The sequence below is a fragment of the Acidithiobacillus sp. genome (assembly GCF_049965315.1).
Classification (GTDB): Bacteria; Pseudomonadota; Gammaproteobacteria; order Acidithiobacillales; family Acidithiobacillaceae; genus Acidithiobacillus_B.
Genome location: NZ_JBMFWL010000016.1, coordinates 15658 through 34241 on the forward strand (window position 1 = coordinate 15658; position 18584 = coordinate 34241).

Genomic DNA, 18584 nt, shown 5'->3' on the forward strand with positions numbered 1-18584 from the left:
ACTATAGTAACGCTCATGGCCGCTGGCCCCAAATTGCCGAGGACTCGCGATGGACATCACCGAACTGCTGACCTTTGCAGTAAAGAATAACGCTTCCGATACCCACGTATCCGCGGGATTGCCGCCCCTGCTGCGCATCAATGGCGACATCAAGCGCCTGAATGTGGACTCCCTGGACGCCAAGATGGTGCATGCCCTCATTTACGACATCATGAATGATGCCCAGCGTAAATGGTATGAGGAAAATCTGGAGATCGACTTTTCCATCGACCTCGGCGGCGTGGCGCGCTTTCGCGTCAATGCCTTCAACCAGGATCGGGGCCCGGCGGCGGCTTTCCGCACCATTCCGGCCAAGGTCCTGACCCTGGAGGATCTCAACGCCCCCAAGGTCTTCAAGGAGATCATCGACGTCCCCCGGGGCCTGGTGCTGGTGACCGGGCCCACCGGCTCGGGCAAATCCACCACCCTGGCGGCCATGGTGGATGACATCAATGTCAACCGCGCGGATCACATCATCACCATCGAAGATCCCATCGAATTCCTCCATACCCCCAAGAAATGCCTCATCAACCAGCGCGAGGTAGGGCCCCACACCCATTCCTTCGCCAACGCCCTGCGTTCGGCCCTGCGCGAGGACCCCGATGTGATCCTGGTGGGCGAATTGCGCGATCTGGAGACCATGCGTCTGGCCCTGACGGCGGCGGAAACGGGGCATGTGGTCTTTGCCACCCTGCATACCAGTTCGGCGCCCAAGACCGTCGATCGCATTGTCGATTCCTTTCCGGGTGGGGAGAAGGATATGGTGCGCGCCATGCTCTCCGAGTCCCTGCGCGCCGTGATCTCCCAGACCCTGCTGAAGACTGCCGACGGCAAGGGGCGGGTAGCGGCCCACGAGATCATGATCGCCAATCCGGCCATCCGCAATCTCATCCGTGAAAACAAGGTGGCGCAGATGTATTCGGTGATCCAGACCGGCCAGAACCAGGGCATGCAGACCCTGGATCAATGCCTGCTGGATCTGGTGCGCGCTCATCGCATCACCCGCGATGAGGCACTGCGCCGTGCCCAGAACAAAGACAGTCTGCTCAACGTGGCCTGAGGAGTAGCTATGTCCGTATTGAATGATCTGCTCGCCTTGATGGTGGAGAAAAACGCCTCGGATCTGTACCTCACCGTAGGGGCGCCGCCGACCCTCAAGATCGACGGCAAGGCGGTGGCGGTGGGCACGGAGTCCGTCAAGCCGGGACAGACCGTGGCGCTGGCCAAGGAGATCCTGGGCAGCGAGCGCCTGCACGAGTTCGAGCAGGAGAAGGAAGTCAATCTCGCCCTGTCCATCCCCAATGTGGGGCGCTTTCGGGTGAATGGCTTTTTCCAGCGCAATGAGCTGGGTTTCGTCTTTCGTGCCATCAAGACCCGGATCCCCACCCTGGAGCAGCTCAACCTCCCGCCCATTCTCAAGGAGCTGTCCATGACGCCGCGGGGGCTGGTCCTCTTCGTGGGGGCCACGGGTTCGGGCAAGAGCACCTCTTTGGCCTCCATGATCCAGTATCGCAACCAGAACTCCGCGGGCCACATCCTCACCATCGAGGACCCCATCGAGTTCCTCCATAAGAACATCAAATCCATCGTCAACCAGCGCGAGGTGGGGATCGATACCGTCAATTACGAGCACGCCCTGGAAAACGCCCTGCGCCAGGCGCCGGATGTGATTTTGATCGGCGAGGTGCGCAGCCGCGAAACCATGGATCACGCCATCGCCTACGCCGAGACCGGCCATCTCTGCCTCTCCACCCTGCACGCCAACAACGCCAACCAGGCCCTGGAGCGCATCATCAACTTCTTTCCCGAAGACCGTAAGCGCCAGTTGCTCATGGATCTGTCCCTCAACCTCAAGGCGGTGGTGTCCCAGCGCCTGGTGCCCTTGAAGGGGGGGAAGGGGCGGATCGCGGCCGTGGAAGTCCTGCTCAACACCCCCATGGTGGCGGACCTGATCTACAAGGGGGAGGTGGCCCTGATCAAGGAAACCATGGCCAAGTCCAATGAGGCGGGGATGGTGACCTTCGATCAATCCCTGATGCGCCTCTATATGGATGGCCTGATCGATTATCAGGACGCCATGCGCGCCGCCGATTCCCAAAACGATCTGCGTCTGGCCATCAAGATGGAGTCCATGCGCCGGGGTCTGGATGATCCTGCCCTCAAGGTCGAGGGCGAGGGGCAATGGCGCATCCAGCCTTGACGGTGCTGGACGGCTGGACGCTGCTGGTGGGCCTTGCCGCCCTGGCCTGGGTCTTCCTGCTCCTGGGCCGGGGCGCTTTCTGGCGGGCGGATCAGCGCTTGCCGGCGGCCCCGGCCCCGGCCCGCTGGCCGGCGGTGACGGCGGTGGTGCCGGCGCGCAACGAGGCGGAGGGGATTGGCGCCTGCGTGCATGCGCTTCTGGCGCAGGATTATCCCGGAGCGCTGGCGGTCATCGTGGTGGACGATCAGAGCAGCGACGGGACGGCGGATCTGGCCCGGGCGGCGGCACGGGAAACGGGGGCGGAGGCACGCTTCCGCATACTCTCGGGCGCACCCTTGGCCAAGGGTTGGAGCGGCAAGCTCTGGGCCATGCAGCAGGGGGTGGAGGCGGCCGGGGAGGCGCCTTTGTTGTGGTTCACCGACGCGGACATCGTCCATGGTCCCTTGGTACTGCGGCAATTGGTGGCCTACGCCGAGTCCCGGCAACTGGCTCTGACTTCGCTGATGGTGATGCTCTCCTGCCGGGGATGGTGGGAGAATCTGCTCATCCCCCCTTTCGTTTTTTTCTTCCAAAAGCTCTATCCCTTCCGCTGGGTGAATGATCCCCGACGCTCAACGGCGGGGGCTGCGGGGGGTTGCATGCTGGTGCGCCGCAGCGTCCTGGACCAGGCCGGGGGCCTGGCGGCCATGGGCGCCGCCCTCATCGATGACTGTACTCTGGCGGCCTTGTTGAAGCCTCGGGGGCCCATCTGGCTGGGATTGGGAACGCAGAGCCGAAGCCTGCGCCACTATCGTCATCTGGCGGAGATCTGGCGGATGGTGGCGCGTTCGGCCTATGTGCAGTTGCGGCATAGCCCCTGGCGCTTGGCCGCCGCGGTGCTGGGAATGCTCTTTTTGTATGCGCTGCCGGCGCTTGGGGTGATCCTGGGGCTCTGCGCGGCCAGGCCCCTGCTCCTGGGCTTGGGGGTGTTGGGGTCGCTGCTGATGATGCTGTCTTTTTGGCCGACCCTGCGTCTCTATGGTCGCGGGGCGGGGTGGCTGCCGACCTTGCCCCTGGCGGCGCTGCTGTATACGGCCATGACGATGGATTCGGCCCGGCGCTATTATCAGGGCCAGGGCGGTGCCTGGAAGGGACGCACCTATGGGCCGCGGGAGGGAGGACAAGGATGAAGGACGAAGGAGTGACCCTGCTGGGTACGGGGCTGATGGGTACGGCCATGGCCGGGCGTTTGCTGACGGAAGGTTGGCCCCTGGTGGTCTGGAACCGCCATGTCGAAAGAACGCTACCGTTGCAGGAGCAAGGCGCCCGTTTCCTCCCCTTGGCGGTGGCCGTGGCTGCGGCGCCGGTGCTGCTCTGCACGCTCAGCGATGCGGCGGCCCTCATGGCCTGCCTGGATGCCCTGCCGGCGGGGGCAATGCAGGACAAGGATCTGGTGCAGATGTCCACCATTGCCCCCGAACAGAGCCGCCTTGTGGCGGAGCGGGTGCGGTTGGCGGGCGGCCGCTATCTGGAGGCGCCGGTGCTGGGCAGTACGCCGGAAGCGGGGAGCGGCCGTCTGCTGGTCCTCACGGCTGGTCCGGAGGCGCCGGGGGAGCGCCTGCTGCCGCTGCTCTCCTGTCTGGGTCAGGTGCGCCATATCGGCGCGGTGGGGCAGGCAGCGGCCCTCAAGCTGGCCTTGAATCAGCTCATCGCCGGGCTCACGGCGAGTTTTTCCCTGAGTCTGGGCCTGGTGCGCGAACAGGGCATCCGGGTGGAGGATTTCATGGCGATCCTGCGCGCCTCGGCCCTCTACGCGCCCACCTTCGACAAGAAGCTGCCCCGCTATCTGGCCGATGATTATGGGCATCCCAACTTTCCCGAACGCCATCTCCTCAAGGATATGCGCCTTTTTGCCGAGGCCACAGCAGGGTTGCCCCTGGACAGCCGCTTGCCCGCCCTGTGGGTGACCCTGCTGGAGGAACTCCTGGCCGAGGCGGGGGATGCCGACTATGCCGTGCTCTATCGCGCCCTGCATCGCCGGTCTGGCAGCGGAGGGGAAGAGGGGGCGCCGCCGGCGTCATGACGCACTGCCCATGCTGATCTGGCACAGCAGCAATCGCCTGGAGCGCCTCGCCGAGATCCTTGCCGAACAGATGGCGGCCGATCCCCTGCCGCCCCTCCAGCAGGAGCAGGTGCTGGTGGGGAGCGTGGGGATCGGCCGCTGGCTATCCCTGCGTCTGGCCGACCATCTGGGGATTTGCGCGCAGGTGGACTTCCCCATGCCCGGACGTTTCATCTGGGCGTTGTGGAGCGCGTTGCTGGGTGGGCTGCCGGAGCAATCGCCCTTTGCGGTGCCGGTGCTGCGCTGGCGCATCTACGATCTGCTGACCGCGGCACCGCCGTCGGCCTTTGCCGCCTATGCCGCCGACCCCCTCCGCCGCCTGCAATTGGCCGAGCAACTGGCGGAACTCTACGACCGTTACCTCTTCTATCGGTTGGACTGGCTGGAGAACTGGGAAACAGGCGGCGGGGAGGCCCTGGGGGCTTTGTGGCGCCAACTCCTGCGGCCCGATCTGCCGCACCGGGGGCGGCTCTGGGCAGCGGCCCGGGCGGCGCTGGAAGGCGGGGCGAGCCCCGCCGCCCTGCCCCGGCGCATCTGGGTCTTTGGCCTGTCCACGCTGCCGCCCATCCTCTGGCAGGGCCTGCGCGGCATCGCGGCGCAGCGGCCCGTGCATGTCTTCTTTCTGAACCCCTGCCAGGAGTATTGGGGGGATATCGTCGCTCCCCGGCAGTTGGCGCGGGCGGCGGGGCATGCCAGCAGCGGTAACGCCCTGCTTGCCTCCTGGGGACAGCAGGGGCGCGATTTTTTTGACCTGATCCTGGAAGAAGCCGATCCGGTGACGGATGAGGCCTTTGTGGAGCCGGCGGGGGAGGGACTGCTGGCCACTTTGCAGCGCGATATCCTGTACCTGCGGGATGGCCCCGGGGAGGAAGGTCGGCGCGATCTGTCGGCGGCGGATCGCTCGTTGCAGGTGCACGCAGCCCATAGCCCGCTGCGGGAGCTGGAAATCCTGCAGGATCGCCTGCTGGCCCTCTTCCAGCAGGATGCCAGCCTGCAGCCCGAGGACATCCTGGTGATGACCCCCGACCTGCCCGGTTACGCACCGCTCATCGAGGCGGTCTTCGGTACGGTGCCCGCAGCTCGCCATATCCCCTATCGCGTCGTCGACGCGCCCCTGGCGGCGGCCCCGGTGGTGGGGGCCTGGGATGCCTTCCTGACCCTGCTGGATGGCCCCTGGCCAGCGAGCGCGGTGCTGGATCTGCTGGAACGGCCACCGGTGGCGGGACGTTTCGGCCTTTCTCCCGGAGATATGGCCGCCCTGCGCGGGTGGGTTCCCATGGCGGGTATCCACTGGGGGCGGGAGACATGGCCCCACGGCTGGCGGGCGGGTTTGGATCGGCTGCTCCTGGGTTGCGCCCTGCCGGCCGAATCGCCCCGGCTCTTCGCCGGGCTGCTGCCCCGCGGGGCCTTGGCGGCGCCGGATCAATTGCGCCTCCTGGGTATGCTGGTGGAGGTGCTTACCCTGCTCTTTGCCGCTGCCGATGCCCTGGCGGCGCCGCGTTCCCTCGGGCAATGGGTGCGGGATCTGCTCCCGTGGCTGGAACGACTCTTCGCCGCCGATGAGGACCGGGAGCGCCTGCGCGCTGAGTTGCTCCGTCTCGGGGAGGAGGCGGAGGGCGCCGCCATGGGCAGCATGCTTCCCTTTGCCGTCCTGCGCGCCCATCTGCGCGAGCGATTGCAGCAGCCGGATCCGCAGCAGCCCATGCTCTCCGGGGGAGTGACCTTTGCCGCCATGGTGCCCATGCGCAGTTTGCCGGCGCGGGTGGTGGCGCTGCTCGGGCTCAATGGCGACAGTTTCCCCCGCCAGCAGCGCCAAGCCAGCTTTGACGCCATGGCCCGGGAATGGCGGCGCGGCGACCGTTCGCGGCGGCAGGATGACCGCTATCTCTTTCTGGAGGCCTTGCTCTCGGCCCGGGATTGCCTGCTGCTGAGCTATGTGGGGCGGGACATCCGCGATGATAGCGAACGGCCTCCCTCGGTCCTGTTGAGCGAGCTGCTGGATTATATCGACCGCCACTGGCGGGCCCCGCCGCCCCATGACCGGGCCTCCGCCGCCGTGTGCGTGCAGCACCCCTTGCAGGCCTTCAGCCGTTCCTATTTTGCGGATGATCCGCGCCTCTCCAGTTATGCGGGGGAGATTGCCGAGGCGCTCAACCACCGCGATGCCAGGGCTCCGGCCTTTGTCTCCCAGTCCTTGCCGGAGGACCGCCGGGGCGTGGTGGAACTGGCGGATTTGCTGGCTTTCTGGAAGAGCCCGAGCGGGTATTTTTGCCGCCGACGCCTGGGGATGCAGTTGCAGATGGAGGCGGATATCGCCCAGGATCGGGAGCCCTTCGTGCTCGACAAGCTGCAGGGCTGGGCCTTGGAGCAGGAGATCCTGCGTCTGCAGCGGCAGGGCGTGGATGCCGGGCAAGCGCTGGCCATCCTGGGTCAGCAAAGCCTGCCCCCGGCGGGCCTGGGTGCCGTGGCGTACTGGCAGCGTGAGCCCAGGGTGGCCCGCTTTGCGCAACGCTTGGCGGAAACCTTGCCGGCGGCGGCGCAGGCGGCGGATCTGGACCTGCTGTTGGGTGGCTATCGGCTGCAGGGATTGTTGACCGGGATCGGTCCTGCCGGCCTGGTGCTCTGGCAATTGAGCGGGCTCAAGGCGGAGCTCTGGCTGCGCTTCTGGATACTGCATCTGCTGGCGCAACGCGGGGTGGGGCCATGCCCGAGCCGCTTCCTGCATCGCGACGGCTGCAGCGTGCTGCCCGCCCTGGATGGCGCGGCGGCAGAGGCTATCCTAATGACTCTATTGGATTATTTTACTCATGGACAAACTCTCCCTCTGCCCTTTTTCCCGCGCACGGCCATGGCTTATGCGGAATCGGCCCTGCAGGGTTCGCCCCCCGATCCGGCGACCCTCCCGGCTTGGCGGGGGAGCGGCCGGCCGGGGGGTGGGCCGCCGGGAGAGGGCGAAGCATCGGCAGTGCGCGTGGCCTTCCGCGGCCGTGATCCGTTGCAGGATCCCTTTGCCGAGATCGCCCTGACCGTGTGGGGGCCGCTTCTGGCCCTGCGGGAGCAGCCAGATGAATTTTGATCCCATGCAGGTGCCCCTGGGCGGCACCCAACTCATCGAGGCCAGCGCCGGTACGGGCAAGACCTGGACCGTGGCCATGCTCTATTTGCGCCTGCTCCTGGAGCAGCAACGGCGTCCCGAGCAGATCCTGGTGCTGACCTTTACCCGTGCCGCCACGGCGGAGCTGCGCGAGCGTATTCGCCGGCGGCTGGTGGAAGCCCTGGCGGTGGCGCGGGGGGGAGAGGCCCCGGCGGACTTTCCGGCGGCCCTCCGCGGCGCCGTGCGGGAGGCCGGGGCGCAGTCCATCCTGCAGTCGGCCCTGGCCGGATTTGACGGTGCCGCCATTTTCACCATTCATGCCTTTTGCCAGCGGGTCTTGCAGGATCACGCCCTGGAGGCCATGGCGCCCTTGGCGGTGGACCTGGTCGCCGACGACGGGGAACTGCGGGAGGCCCTGGCCGCAGATTTTTACCGCCGGGAAATCGCCGCGGCCAGCCCGACCTGGGGCGCCTGGCTGGCGCACCGGGGCCTGGACCCGGCGGCCCTGCTGGCCCCCCTGCGCCGGCTCCTGGGACGCGCCCAGGCCAGACTGTTGGCCCCCGCCGAGCCCGGTGACGCGGCGGCGGAGGAAGAACGTTTCGTGGCCGCCATGGAAGCGGCCCAGGCGTTATGGCGGCAGGACGGGGCGGCGCGCTTGTGGGATCTGCTGGCGCCGCTGGCGGCCGCCGGAGATATCAAGGGCAATATGTTGGATGCGGAAAAGTTTGCCGGCTGGCAGCGGGATGTGGATGCCTATCTGGATACACCCATGCCGGCCCTGCAGGATCCGCGGCTCTCCGACGGGGGGGTGCGGCGCTTGGCCCAGTCGGGACTGGAGAAGGCGCTGAAAAAGGGCCGCAGCCTTCCTTCACACCCTTTGTTTCTGGCTCTGGATGAACTGGTGCAGGCGGCGGAGGCCCTGGGGGAACAGTATGAGCGTCGGACGGCATGGTTATCCCTGCGCCTCCTTGCCCATCTGCAGGAGGCGCTGCCCGCTGCCAAGGCCCTGCGCGCCGAACGCAGTTTTGACGATGTGCTGCTGGCCCTGCGGGATGCCCTGGAGCGCGAGTCGACGGGTCCCGCCCTTGCTGCCGCCCTGCGCCAACGATATCCGGCTGCCCTCATCGACGAATTCCAGGATACCGATGCCGCCCAGTACCAGATCTTCCGGGCCATTTATGCTGCCGGGGAGGGGCCGGTTTTTTATGTGGGGGACCCCAAGCAGGCCATTTACCGTTTTCGCGATGCCGATATCTTCGCCTATCTCAGCGCCGCGCAGACGGCTGATGGTCGCCATACCCTCACGCAAAACTTTCGTTCGGCACCGGGCCTGGTACGGGGGGTCAACGCCCTCTTTGGACAAGCAGAGCGGCCATTTTTGCTGGAGCAGATCCAGTTCCAGCCGGTGCAGGCCACCGCCGGGCGGGGCGAGGAGGCGCATTTCCCGGGATCAGGCGCGCCCTGGCGTTGCGCGCTTTTGCCCAAGGCGGAGGGGGCGCGAAAGAAGGCCGGGGCAGAACAGGCCATCGCCCGCCATCTGGCTGCCGAGGTGGTCGAATTGCTGCAATGGGGGCGGGCAGGGCGAGCCGAACTGCAGGGGCGGGCGGTGGCGGGGCGGCACATTGCCGTTCTGGTGCAGAAACACGACCAGGGTCGGCTGATTCAGGAAAGCCTGCGCGCCGCCGGGGTGGCCAGCGCGCGGCAGGGCCAGGACAGCGTTTTTGCCAGCGCCGAGGCCGAAGATCTGGAGCGCATCCTCCTCGCCATCGCCGAGCCGGGTAACGGCGGCCGCCTGCGCGCGGCCCTGGCGACCCCCTTGTGGGGAAAGGATGCCCGGGATCTGGAGGAGATGCGTCTGAACGATGCCCTGGAAACGGCCGTCTGGGAGCGCGTGGACGCCTATCGGCGGCGCTGGGAACGGGATGGCTGCATGGCCATGTTCCGCCAATGGCTGCAGGGGGAGCAGGTCATGGGCCGCATGCTGCTGTGGAGCGATGGCGAGCGGCGTCTGACCAATCTCCTCCATCTGGCGGAACTCCTGCATCAGGAAGAGCAGAGCCAGGGTCTGGGGCGGGAGGCCCTGTTGCGCTGGTTTGCCCGGCAACGACAGGCCCCGACGGGCGGCGAGGAACATCTGCTGCGCCTGGAGAGCGATGCCGATCTGGTTCAGATCCTCACCATTCACAGCGCCAAGGGGCTGCAATTCCCCATCGTCTTTTGCCCCTTCCTGTGGGCCGATGAGCCAGGGCGCAAGGATGCGGGACCGGTCATCTGCCATGATCCCGACGACCCGCTGACCCTCCTCGCAGATTTCGGGTCGCCCCGTCAGGAGGCCCTGCGCCAGATCGCCCGGGAGGAGGAGGCCGCCGAGCGCCGGCGGCTCTTGTATGTCGCCCTCACCCGCGCCCAATACCGGCTGGTGCTGCACCTGCCCGAAGGGCTGGGTCAGCAGTCGCCCCTGGCCGGCTTGCTGGGCGGGGGTGGCAAGGACTTTTCCTGGCGGACTGCCCTGGCGGGCCTTGCTGCCGCAGCCGGAGACGCCGTGGCCGTCGTTCCCCTGGAAGACCGTGCCGAGGTGCCCCGCTGGACCGGCAACGCCGCTCCGGAAAAGGTCCGGGCGGCATCCTTCACCAGGCACCTCCAGATGGGCTGGCGGGTCGGCAGCTTTACGGCATTGAGCAGTGGCGGTCGCGGCGAGCGCCCGGACTACGATGACACCATCCCCGCTCCCGATCCCCTGAGCGGACCGGGCCCTGTGGGCTTTCCCCGGGGCGCCCAGGCCGGCATCTGCCTGCACAGCATCCTCCAGCGCTGGAATCCCCAACGGGGAGAGGAGGACCTGCTCGCGCAGATCGACGCGGCCCTGCAGCGTTACGGTTTTTCCGCTCAGTGGCGGCAGGATTTGCGGCAATGGCTCCCCGCCGTAGCGGCGACGCCGCTGTGGCAGGGCGGCCCCGCCCTGGCCGGGATACCGCGTACCGCGCGCCTGCCGGAATGGGAGTTCACCTTTCCCGTGAGCCGCCTGGATCCGCTGGCGCTGGCGGCCCATCTCCAGGCCGCAGGCCTCCCCTGGGCCGGGAGCGAGGAGACCCTGCGCGGTTACCTGCGCGGTTTTGTCGATCTCCTCTTTGTCCATGGGGGCCGCTATTATCTGGTGGACTACAAGTCCAATGATTTGGGTTCCCTGGAGGCGTACGGGGCCAAGGGCCTGGCGGCGGCCATGAGCGCCGGTGGCTACCATTTGCAATACCTCCTCTATACCCTGGCGGTGCAGCGATTCCTGCGCAGCCGGCTGCCCGATTATGACTACGAGCGCCACTTTGGCGGGGTCTATTACCTCTTTTTGCGCGGCATGTCGCCCCACCACCGGCCCGGCTGGGGCATCTACGCCACGCGCCCCAGCGCCGCGCTCCTGGCGGAACTGGAGCAGATGATGGAGGGTCGGCCATGAGCCCTGCTGGGACGCAGGATTTTCCCCTGGCGCGGCATTTCGCGGAACTGCTGGGTCGCTTGGGGGCGACGGCGGAGGTACAGGACCTCGCCGCCATCCTCATGACGCGCGTTGCGGATGGCCATAGCTGCTTGACGCTGGAGGTAGCGCAGCTCGCTCCCGAAAAGCGGGCATTCCTGGACGGGAGCCCGGTACTGGGGGCGCCCGGAGACTTCCGTCCCCTCATTCTCGACGGCCGCTGCCTCTATCTGTACCGTTTCTGGCAATATGAAACCCGCCTTGCCGCGGCCCTGCTGCAGCGCGCCGCGGACCTGCCGAAGGTGGATGAAGAGCGGCTGCGCGCCGGCCTGCTGCGCCACTTTCCCCTGCCCACCGGGGATCAAGTGGTGGAATTGGGCGACCAGCGTCTGGCCGCGGCGGTGGCGGTGCTGCGCCGGCTGGCCGTCATCTCCGGTGGGCCGGGGACCGGCAAGACCACCACCGTCTTGGGCGTTCTCGCCCTGCTGCTGGAGCAGGACCCCCTGCGGCCGCCCCGCATCGCCTTGGCGGCCCCCACCGGCAAGGCTGCCACCCGCTTGGCGGATGCCTTGCGCGCGGGGCGGCAGCGCCTGGACTTGCCCCCGCTGCTGGCCGGGGCTATTCCCGATGAGGCGCAAACCCTGCACCGCCTCCTGGGTTATCATCCCGAACGGGGCTTCGCCTACGACGCGGATCACCCCCTGCCCGTGGATGTCGTGGTGGTGGACGAGGCATCCATGGTCGGGCTGGCCCTCATGGAGGCCCTGTTGCGCGCCCTGCCGGCCCATGCCCGGTTGATCCTGCTGGGGGATCGGGACCAGTTGGCCTCGGTGGAAGCGGGAGCCGTGCTGGCGGAGATCTGCGCCGCGCCGGCAGGACCCCGACCTGCTTTTGCGGCGCGCCTCCGCGCCCTGACGGGGTTGCCGGTGAGCGGTGCGGGCGAGAGCCCCCTGGCCGACTGTATGGTGCATCTTCGCCATAGCTACCGCTTTGCCGCCGGCGGTGGCATAGGCCGGCTGGCCCGCGCCCTGCAGCAGGGCGATGCCGGAGCCGCCCTGGGCATCCTGGAGGCAGAGGCCATCTGGCAGCCCCTGCCGGCGGAACAAGGCTTGGCCAGCGCGCTAGTGGAGGTGGTCAGGGCGGGCTGGAAGGAGTATTTCCGGGCCTTGCAGCGGGAGGCGGAGCCCGTCCGCATCCATGCCGCCTGGGAACGCTTTCGCCTGCTCAGCGCCCTGCGCCAGGGCCCCTGGGGTGCCGAAGTGCTCAACGCCGTTCTGGACGCGCGGCTGGCCCGGGCTCCGCGGCGTGGGGGGCATTATCATGGCCGACCGGTGATCATCCGTCAGAATGACGGCGCCCTGGGTCTCTTTAACGGCGACGTCGGCCTCACCCTGGCGCGCGCGGGACAGTTGCGGGTCTTTTTCCCCGGCCGCGAAGGGTTCCGCGCCTTTGCCCCCGAACGCCTGCCCGCCCACGAGAGCGCCTGGGTGATGACCGTCCATCAATCCCAGGGCAGCGAGTTTGACGAGATCCTGCTGCTCCTGCCCGACGCCGACAACCCCGTCCTCAGCCGGGAACTCCTCTATACCGCCGTCACCCGCGCCCGCCAGGGAATCCGGCTGTGGGGTGCCGAGGCCGCCCTGCGGGGCGCCCTGGCGCGGCGCAGGGCGCGGGACAGCGGGCTGGAGGCGCGCCTGTGGAGCAGTCCCTAGGCGCTTTCCCTGTTCCGGCTCCCATGCCGTCTCCCTTCCCCTGGGCATCCTATTTGTAATGCAGCAAATACCGCCATTCAAAGAGCCGTTTGGCGGTATGCCAGAGGGGGTTGGGGAGAACGCTGGCGCGTTTGTTGTCGCGGTAGACCATGATGCCGCTGTCGAGGGTGTCGACGATGCAGATCAGCTCTTCCTTGAAGGGCTGGTCCGGGGCCTTGCCGTGCATCTGGGCCAGGAGGCTGGCCACTGCGGTTTCGGCCTGCAGATCGGCGGCATGCCCTTGCTTGGGCAGCCAGTCGGCGGTGCCGGCGTAGCTGCCGCTGTCACCGGCCACGAAAACACCCGGATGGTCCTGTACCTGGCAGTAGCGGTCGGCCTGGATGAAGCCGCCGGGGGACAGGGGCAGGCCGCTGTTGGCCAGCCACTCGGGGCCGGTCATGCCGGGCATGAAGAGGATCAGGTCGGCGTCGATGTCGCCGCCTTCGGTCTGGACCTTTTTGGCCTCGAAGCCGGTGATCTTGTGGCCCAGATGGGCGCGGATGCCGCGTTTTTCCATTTCCCCCAGGATGCCCGCAACGGCCTTGGGCCCCAGGCGATTGCCTGGTTCCTTCATGGGGTTGAAGAAGACCAGATCCATCTGCGGGCGCTTGCCCAGGCGCTTGAGATGGGTGTCCAGACCGAAGAGGAGCTCGAACATGGGGCCGCCCCGCACCGCCGGCGGCTCCAGGGGGTTGCCGCCGAAGCCCAGCGCGATGGTTCCCTTGTCCAGGAGCGCCAGGCGATCGCGAATGGCTTCGGCCGCCTCTATGCCGTCGCAGATGGCGATGCTGTGCTCGATGCCCGGGAGCTTTTTGATGCCCCTCCCGCCGCTGGCAATGATGAGGGCATCATTGCCCACCTCGCCCGTATCGGTGACGACGGTACGGCCGCCATCCTTGAGCCCGGTGACGCGGCCCTGGTGAAATTCGACCTTCTGGCGCGCAAAAAAGCGTTCCAGGGGGATGCGCAGGTCCTCGCCCCGGCGCAGGCCTACGGGGATCCAGATGAGGCTGGGGTAGTAAACGAATTCGGCCTTGGGAGCGATCAGCGTGATCGCGGCGTCCGGCAAGCGCCGACGCAGGGCACGAACGGCGGTAAGGCCGCCGAAACCGGCGCCGATGATGGTGATTTTTGCCATAGGGTTCCTCCCGGCTGCAGGTTAACAAGGGATGCCCCATCATGCTGCGGCGGGCCGCCCGGGGCAAGGATCGTAACTATCCTACGCAATGGCAAGAGGCAGGGCCATCCCTGCCGCCGACATTGGTGCGGTAAACCTCAAAACAACTCCACCAACGGCCGGATCAGGCTAGATACCCCCAGTGGGTCCGCATTTCAGGTGATGCGCAGATAATCCGCCGGCAGGGGGCTCTGTTGCTGGGCCTGCGCAAAACCCTTTTGGACAAAGAGACTCACCACGAGCCCGTGGGCCTGGATGAGTTTGACCACATTGGCGTCTTCGCTGGTTTCCTCCACCAGCGCGCCATTGGGGACCAGGGTCACCTCCATGCGCACCTTGTCGCGCTGGGCGAAGATCTCGGGGAAGGCCGGGTCCCAGTAACGCAGCCCGAAGTTCTCTTCCAGACGGTGGTGCATGGCCGGAACATGGTCGTGCAGGAGCTTGACGATATCGGGATTTTCCGAGGTGGTGAGGGAGCGGATGCCGGTGGGGATATTGGTGACTTCCCGATGGATCTGTTCGTGATGGCGCAGCAGGGTGTGGAAGACATCCTGGTCGTGCTGATGGCGCGCCATGCGATCGTTACCCACCCGCGCGGCCATCTCCATTTCCATCGTCTCTTCCTGGTCGAGGGTCATGCCGGCGGGCGCCATGCCCGCTTCGCTGCCAAAGCGGAAATTGGCCCCCGCTCCCATTCTGCCGCGGCCCCGACCGCCACCGCCGCCTCCCATGCCGCCGGGGTTGGCCGCCTGCATCACCGGTATGCTTCGTAACTCTTTGACTTTTTTCATCGCAATCTTCCTTAAGCGCTTGCGGCGCCGCAGCGTTGGTTGGCTGGTACGGCTACATCGATATGGCGTGGTTTGGGCAGATCCAATTCTCCCATGATGGCAATGAATTCCTCGCGGCTCTTGCGCGCAAGGCGGGGATTGCGGCTTTTCTCTTCGGCAATGCAGGATACCCGTCGGCCCTTATAATCGTGGCCGGGATAAACCAGGGTGTCTTCGGGCAGGGTGAAGAGTTTCCGGGTGATGCTCTCGTAGAGGACTCCCGCATCGCCACCCTGAAAGTCGGTGCGACCGCAGCCGCCGATGAGCAGGGCATCACCGGTAAAGACGCGATCACGCCACCGATAGCTGACGCAGCCGGGGGTGTGGCCGGGAGTGGCGAGGATGCGGATCACCTCGTCACCCAGGACCAAAAAGTCCTCATCATCCACCAGCAGATCGGCGCAGGGGGCTCCGCCATGGCGGCTGACCACCACCTTGGCCCCGGTGCGGGCGCGCAGGGCGCTGGCGCCGGTGACGTGATCGGCATGGACGTGGGTTTCCATCACCGTTTTCAGGGTCAGGCCCTCGGCTTCGAGAGTCTGGAGGATTTCCTCAACCTCGCCCAGAACGGGGTCGATAACCGCTGCTTCCCGCCACAGCAGATCGCCGACAAGGTAGGTATAGGTACTGGTATCCGGTTCAAAAAGCTGGCGAAAAAACATGCTATTGGCTCCTTTTCGCGCGTAATATTCCCAGTGGGGACAAGGGTCGTGACAAGGCCCCGATGGAATCTTTGTACAGGGTTCCTGATGTGCCTGCATTGATAATTGTTAATGCCTTGGAATGTGTGGGCTTATTGTGCGCGTGTTCCCGGCAGGACGGGGGTGCAGCGGCCGGGAAGGGTCCCCGTCCGCCTAGGCGCAGGCGCCGCTGGTACAGGCGTGTTGCAGGAGCCGCCGGCTGTCGGGGATATCCAGGGTGCCCTTGCGCTCGCTGAGGAGTCCCTGGCGTTTGAACTCGGCCATGAGGCGGCTGACATGCTCGGTGGAGAGGCCCAGGAATTCGCCTAGTTCCTGGCGGGTGAGGGGAAAGGGAACGGCGCCGCCTTGGGGATAGGCGCTGCACCACTGGCAGAGGAAGGTGGCAAGGCGTTCCTCTGCCTTTTTGGCCCCCAGTTCTACAATGCGGTTTTCGGCCTCCTGGAGGGCGCTGAACCAACGCTGGGTGATGGCCCCATGGACGCTGGGCAGGCGTTGGGAGAGGGCTTCCAGGGCGGGCAGGTCAAGCTGGCAGAGGTCGGTCTGGGTGAGAGCGATGGCGCTGTGCCGGTGCCGGGCTTCGCGCAGTCCCTCGAAACCAAAGAGATCGCCGTGGCGCAGGAGGCGAACGATCTGGGCGCGGCCATTGGGCAGGGTCTTGACGAGTTTGACGGCGCCCTGGCGCAGGGTGTAGGCGTAGCGGGCGCGGTCGCCTTCCAGGTAAAGGGTGCTGGCGGCCGGGACGCGGATGTCCTGCACCTCCATGCCCAAAGCGCGCAGATCGTCCAGGGACAATCCGGCGAAGATGCTGCGGTCGCGCATGGGGCAATGCAGGCAGTCGGAAAGTCCGGGGCGCGTCGTCACGCCTGCCGCCGGTAAACCAGATCAAAGCTGCGCTGGCCCAGTCGTTCCCCCCGCCGCTCAAAGCGGGTGGGGATGCGATTGGCGGGGCGGGGGGAAAAGTGGCCGGGGCCCGCCGTGTTGACGAGATCCGGCTCGGCATCGAGTACCGCAAGCATGTGCCGGGCGTAGGCCTCCCAGTCGGTGGCGAGCTGCAGCTCGCCACCGGCGGCGAGCAGACGCGCGAGGGTGCCGGCAAAAGGGGGCTGGATGAGACGGCGTTTGTGATGGCGTTTTTTCGGCCAGGGGTCGGGGAACTGGATGATGATGGCCTGCAGGCAGCCAGCGGGCAGGGTGGCAAGCCAGGGCGCCACATCGTCCTTGAGGATGCGGATGTTGTGCAGTTCCTCGTCACGCATGCGCATCAGCAGGGCCCCCACCCCCGGACCGTGGACCTCGGCGCCGATGCAGCCCCAGTCGGGGCGGCCGGCGGCCAGGGCGGCCAGATGTTCGCCGTTGCCAAAGCCGATCTCCAGCGCCAGGGGCCGTCCATCGCCCCAAGGGGGAGTCCAGGGGGCTGCCGGGTCGATCCGATAGCGCGGCAGGAGCATCTGCAATAGGGCATCCTGAGCGCCGGTAAGGCGGCCCTGGCGCAGCACAAAGCTGCGAATGGGACGGTGCGGACTATTGAGGGCGTGACTCATGACAGGCATTATAGCCGGTTTCCTGCCGCGGCCTAGAGAGGAGAGAGGCATGGCGCAGCCATTGGTTGGTGTGGTGATGGGCAGCAATAGCGATTGGGAGGTGATGCGCCATGCCGCGGCGCAGCTTCGCGCCTTGGGCGTGCCCTTTGAGCGGCGCGTGGTATCGGCCCATCGCACCCCGGATCTCTTGTTTCAATATGCCGAAACCGCAGCGTCCAGGGGACTGCGCTGCATCATTGCCGGCGCTGGCGGCGCGGCGCACCTGCCGGGGATGCTGGCGGCCAAGACCCTGTTGCCCGTCTTGGGGGTGCCGATCCCCTCGCGTTATCTCAAGGGCCTGGACTCCCTCCTGTCCATCGTCCAGATGCCCAAGGGGGTGCCGGTGGCCACCTTCGCCATCGGTGAGGCCGGCGCCGCCAACGCCGCATTGTTCGCCGCCGCGCTGCTGGCGGCGGCGGGGGACGCGGCGTTGGCGGCCCGCCTCGAGGCCTTCCGTGCGGAGCAGGAAGCGGCGGTGCTGGCCATGACCATCCCGGAGGAGGAGTGATCCTTCCCGGCGCCACCCTGGGGGTCCTCGGCGGCGGGCAATTGGGGCAAATGTTCAGTCTGGCGGCCCTGCGCCTGGGTTATGGGGTCCTGGTCCTCGACCCCGATCCCCACTGTCCCGCGGCAGCGGTGGCCAGCCGTCATCTCTGCGCGGATTACGACGATCCGGCGGCTCTGGCCGAGATGGAGCGATCCTGCGCTGCCGTGACCACCGAATTTGAAAACGTATCGGCGGCCGCTCTGGAGCTTCTGGCCCGGTACCTGCCGGTGCGGCCCGCACCCAATGCCGTGGCCATGGTGCAGGATCGCATTCTGGAAAAGGGCTTTTTGCGCGATCTGGACCTGGCTACGGCACCCTTCGCGGCCATCCATGCCGAGGGCGATCTGCATGCCGCCTGGCGGAGCGTGGGCGGGCCGGCCATTCTGAAGCGGGCGCGTTTCGGTTATGACGGCAAGGGGCAGGCCGGCGTGGGCGATGGGGATGCCTTGGCCTCGGCCTGGGTCGCCATGGGGCGGGCCCCGGCCATTCTCGAAGCCCGCATCGCCCTGCGCCAGGAACTCTCGGTGATCCTGGCCCGGGGCGAAGACGGGATGATGGCCTTCTATCCCGTTGCCGAAAACATCCACCGCAACGGCATTCTCGACCTCAGCATCGTCCCCGCCCGCTGCTCCGAGGCGATCCAGCAGGAGGCCCGGCGGATGGCGGCCCGCATCGCCACTGCCCTTGACTATGTGGGCACCATGGCGGTGGAGTATTTTGTGGATGAGGGGGGGCGCCTCCTCGTGAACGAGATCGCCCCGCGTCCCCACAACAGCGGACATTTCACCATCGACGCCTGCGTGCAGAGCCAGTTCGACCAGCAGGTGCGGGCCCTCTGCGGCCTGCCCCTGGGCGACACCCGCCTGCTGAGCCCCGTGGTGATGATGAATCTCCTGGGTGATCTCTGGGCGGAGGGCGAACCGGACTGGTCCGCCCTCTTCCGCCATCCGCAGATCAAGCTCCATCTGTACGGCAAGGCCGAGGCCCGCCCCGGGCGCAAGATGGGGCATGTGCATGCCCTGGCCGCCGACAGCGCTCAGGCCATGGCCGTGCTGGAGGCCCTACGCACCGATTGGGGATGGCCGAAGGGCTGAA

General features: G+C 66.8%; 14 protein-coding genes. 9 read left to right on the forward strand and 5 right to left on the reverse strand.

From position 1 onward, the window contains the following. Window positions 1-49 precede the first annotated feature (49 nt). From ACP5MM_RS05725 to recD, 7 genes are read left to right on the forward strand one after another with little or no spacing between them, the layout of a single operon-like run. Window positions 50-1099: a type IV pilus twitching motility protein PilT gene (locus ACP5MM_RS05725; RefSeq protein ID WP_427930411.1), complete on the forward strand. Its 1050-nt coding sequence runs from the start codon at window positions 50-52 to the stop codon at window positions 1097-1099. 9 nt (window positions 1100-1108) lie between these two features. Continuing rightward, on the forward strand, window positions 1109-2239 hold the full coding sequence (locus tag ACP5MM_RS05730) for a PilT/PilU family type 4a pilus ATPase (RefSeq protein ID WP_427930410.1): 1131 nt from the start codon (window positions 1109-1111) through the stop codon (window positions 2237-2239). Next, on the forward strand, window positions 2221-3408 hold the full coding sequence (locus tag ACP5MM_RS05735) for a glycosyltransferase (RefSeq protein ID WP_427934249.1): 1188 nt from the start codon (window positions 2221-2223) through the stop codon (window positions 3406-3408). Before ACP5MM_RS05730 ends, ACP5MM_RS05735 begins: the two co-directional genes overlap by 19 nt. After that, complete coding sequence (locus ACP5MM_RS05740; protein WP_427930408.1) at window positions 3405-4301, forward strand: NAD(P)-dependent oxidoreductase; 897 nt, start codon at window positions 3405-3407, stop codon at window positions 4299-4301. The genes ACP5MM_RS05735 and ACP5MM_RS05740 overlap by 4 nt, the downstream gene beginning before the upstream one ends. Before the next feature lie 10 nt (window positions 4302-4311). Then, entirely contained in the window at window positions 4312-7416 is a 3105-nt protein-coding gene (gene recC / locus ACP5MM_RS05745; protein ID WP_427934250.1) for an exodeoxyribonuclease V subunit gamma, read from the forward strand. Beyond that, window positions 7406-10885: an exodeoxyribonuclease V subunit beta gene (recB, locus tag ACP5MM_RS05750; RefSeq protein WP_427934251.1), complete on the forward strand. Its 3480-nt coding sequence runs from the start codon at window positions 7406-7408 to the stop codon at window positions 10883-10885. The genes recC and recB overlap by 11 nt, the downstream gene beginning before the upstream one ends. Next, the gene (gene recD, locus ACP5MM_RS05755; protein WP_427934252.1) at window positions 10882-12615 is read left to right on the forward strand and encodes an exodeoxyribonuclease V subunit alpha; all 1734 of its coding nucleotides are present in this window, start codon (window positions 10882-10884) and stop codon (window positions 12613-12615) included. The genes recB and recD overlap by 4 nt, the downstream gene beginning before the upstream one ends. 49 nt (window positions 12616-12664) lie before the next feature. Here the strand turns inward: recD and ACP5MM_RS05760 are convergent, their stop codons facing one another. From ACP5MM_RS05760 to trmB, 5 genes are all read right to left on the reverse strand, one after another. Continuing rightward, complete coding sequence (locus tag ACP5MM_RS05760; protein ID WP_427930404.1) at window positions 12665-13792, reverse strand: NAD(P)/FAD-dependent oxidoreductase; 1128 nt, start codon at window positions 13790-13792, stop codon at window positions 12665-12667. Window positions 13793-13986: 194 nt separating this feature from the next. Further along, window positions 13987-14622: a hypothetical protein gene (locus tag ACP5MM_RS05765; RefSeq protein WP_427934253.1), complete on the reverse strand. Its 636-nt coding sequence runs from the start codon at window positions 14620-14622 to the stop codon at window positions 13987-13989. Window positions 14623-14633: 11 nt separating this feature from the next. Then, a complete protein-coding gene (locus ACP5MM_RS05770) occupies window positions 14634-15323 on the reverse strand; it encodes an MBL fold metallo-hydrolase (protein WP_427934254.1) in 690 nt (229 codons plus the stop codon). 192 nt (window positions 15324-15515) lie between these two features. Next, window positions 15516-16223, reverse strand: a complete 708-nt coding sequence (locus ACP5MM_RS05775; protein ID WP_427930401.1) for a Crp/Fnr family transcriptional regulator — start codon at window positions 16221-16223, stop codon at window positions 15516-15518. Then, complete coding sequence (gene trmB / locus ACP5MM_RS05780) at window positions 16220-16912, reverse strand: tRNA (guanosine(46)-N7)-methyltransferase TrmB (protein WP_427930400.1); 693 nt, start codon at window positions 16910-16912, stop codon at window positions 16220-16222. Before trmB ends, ACP5MM_RS05775 begins: the two co-directional genes overlap by 4 nt. 40 nt (window positions 16913-16952) lie before the next feature. Here trmB and purE point away from each other — a divergent pair, with 40 nt between their 5' ends. Beyond that, window positions 16953-17450 carry a 5-(carboxyamino)imidazole ribonucleotide mutase gene (gene purE, locus ACP5MM_RS05785; RefSeq protein ID WP_427930399.1) on the forward strand — a complete coding sequence of 166 codons (498 nt, stop codon included), beginning with the start codon at window positions 16953-16955 and terminating at the stop codon, window positions 17448-17450. Then, the gene (locus tag ACP5MM_RS05790; RefSeq protein ID WP_427930398.1) at window positions 17447-18583 is read left to right on the forward strand and encodes a 5-(carboxyamino)imidazole ribonucleotide synthase; all 1137 of its coding nucleotides are present in this window, start codon (window positions 17447-17449) and stop codon (window positions 18581-18583) included. The genes purE and ACP5MM_RS05790 overlap by 4 nt, the downstream gene beginning before the upstream one ends. The last annotated feature ends 1 nt before the right edge of the window (window position 18584 follow it).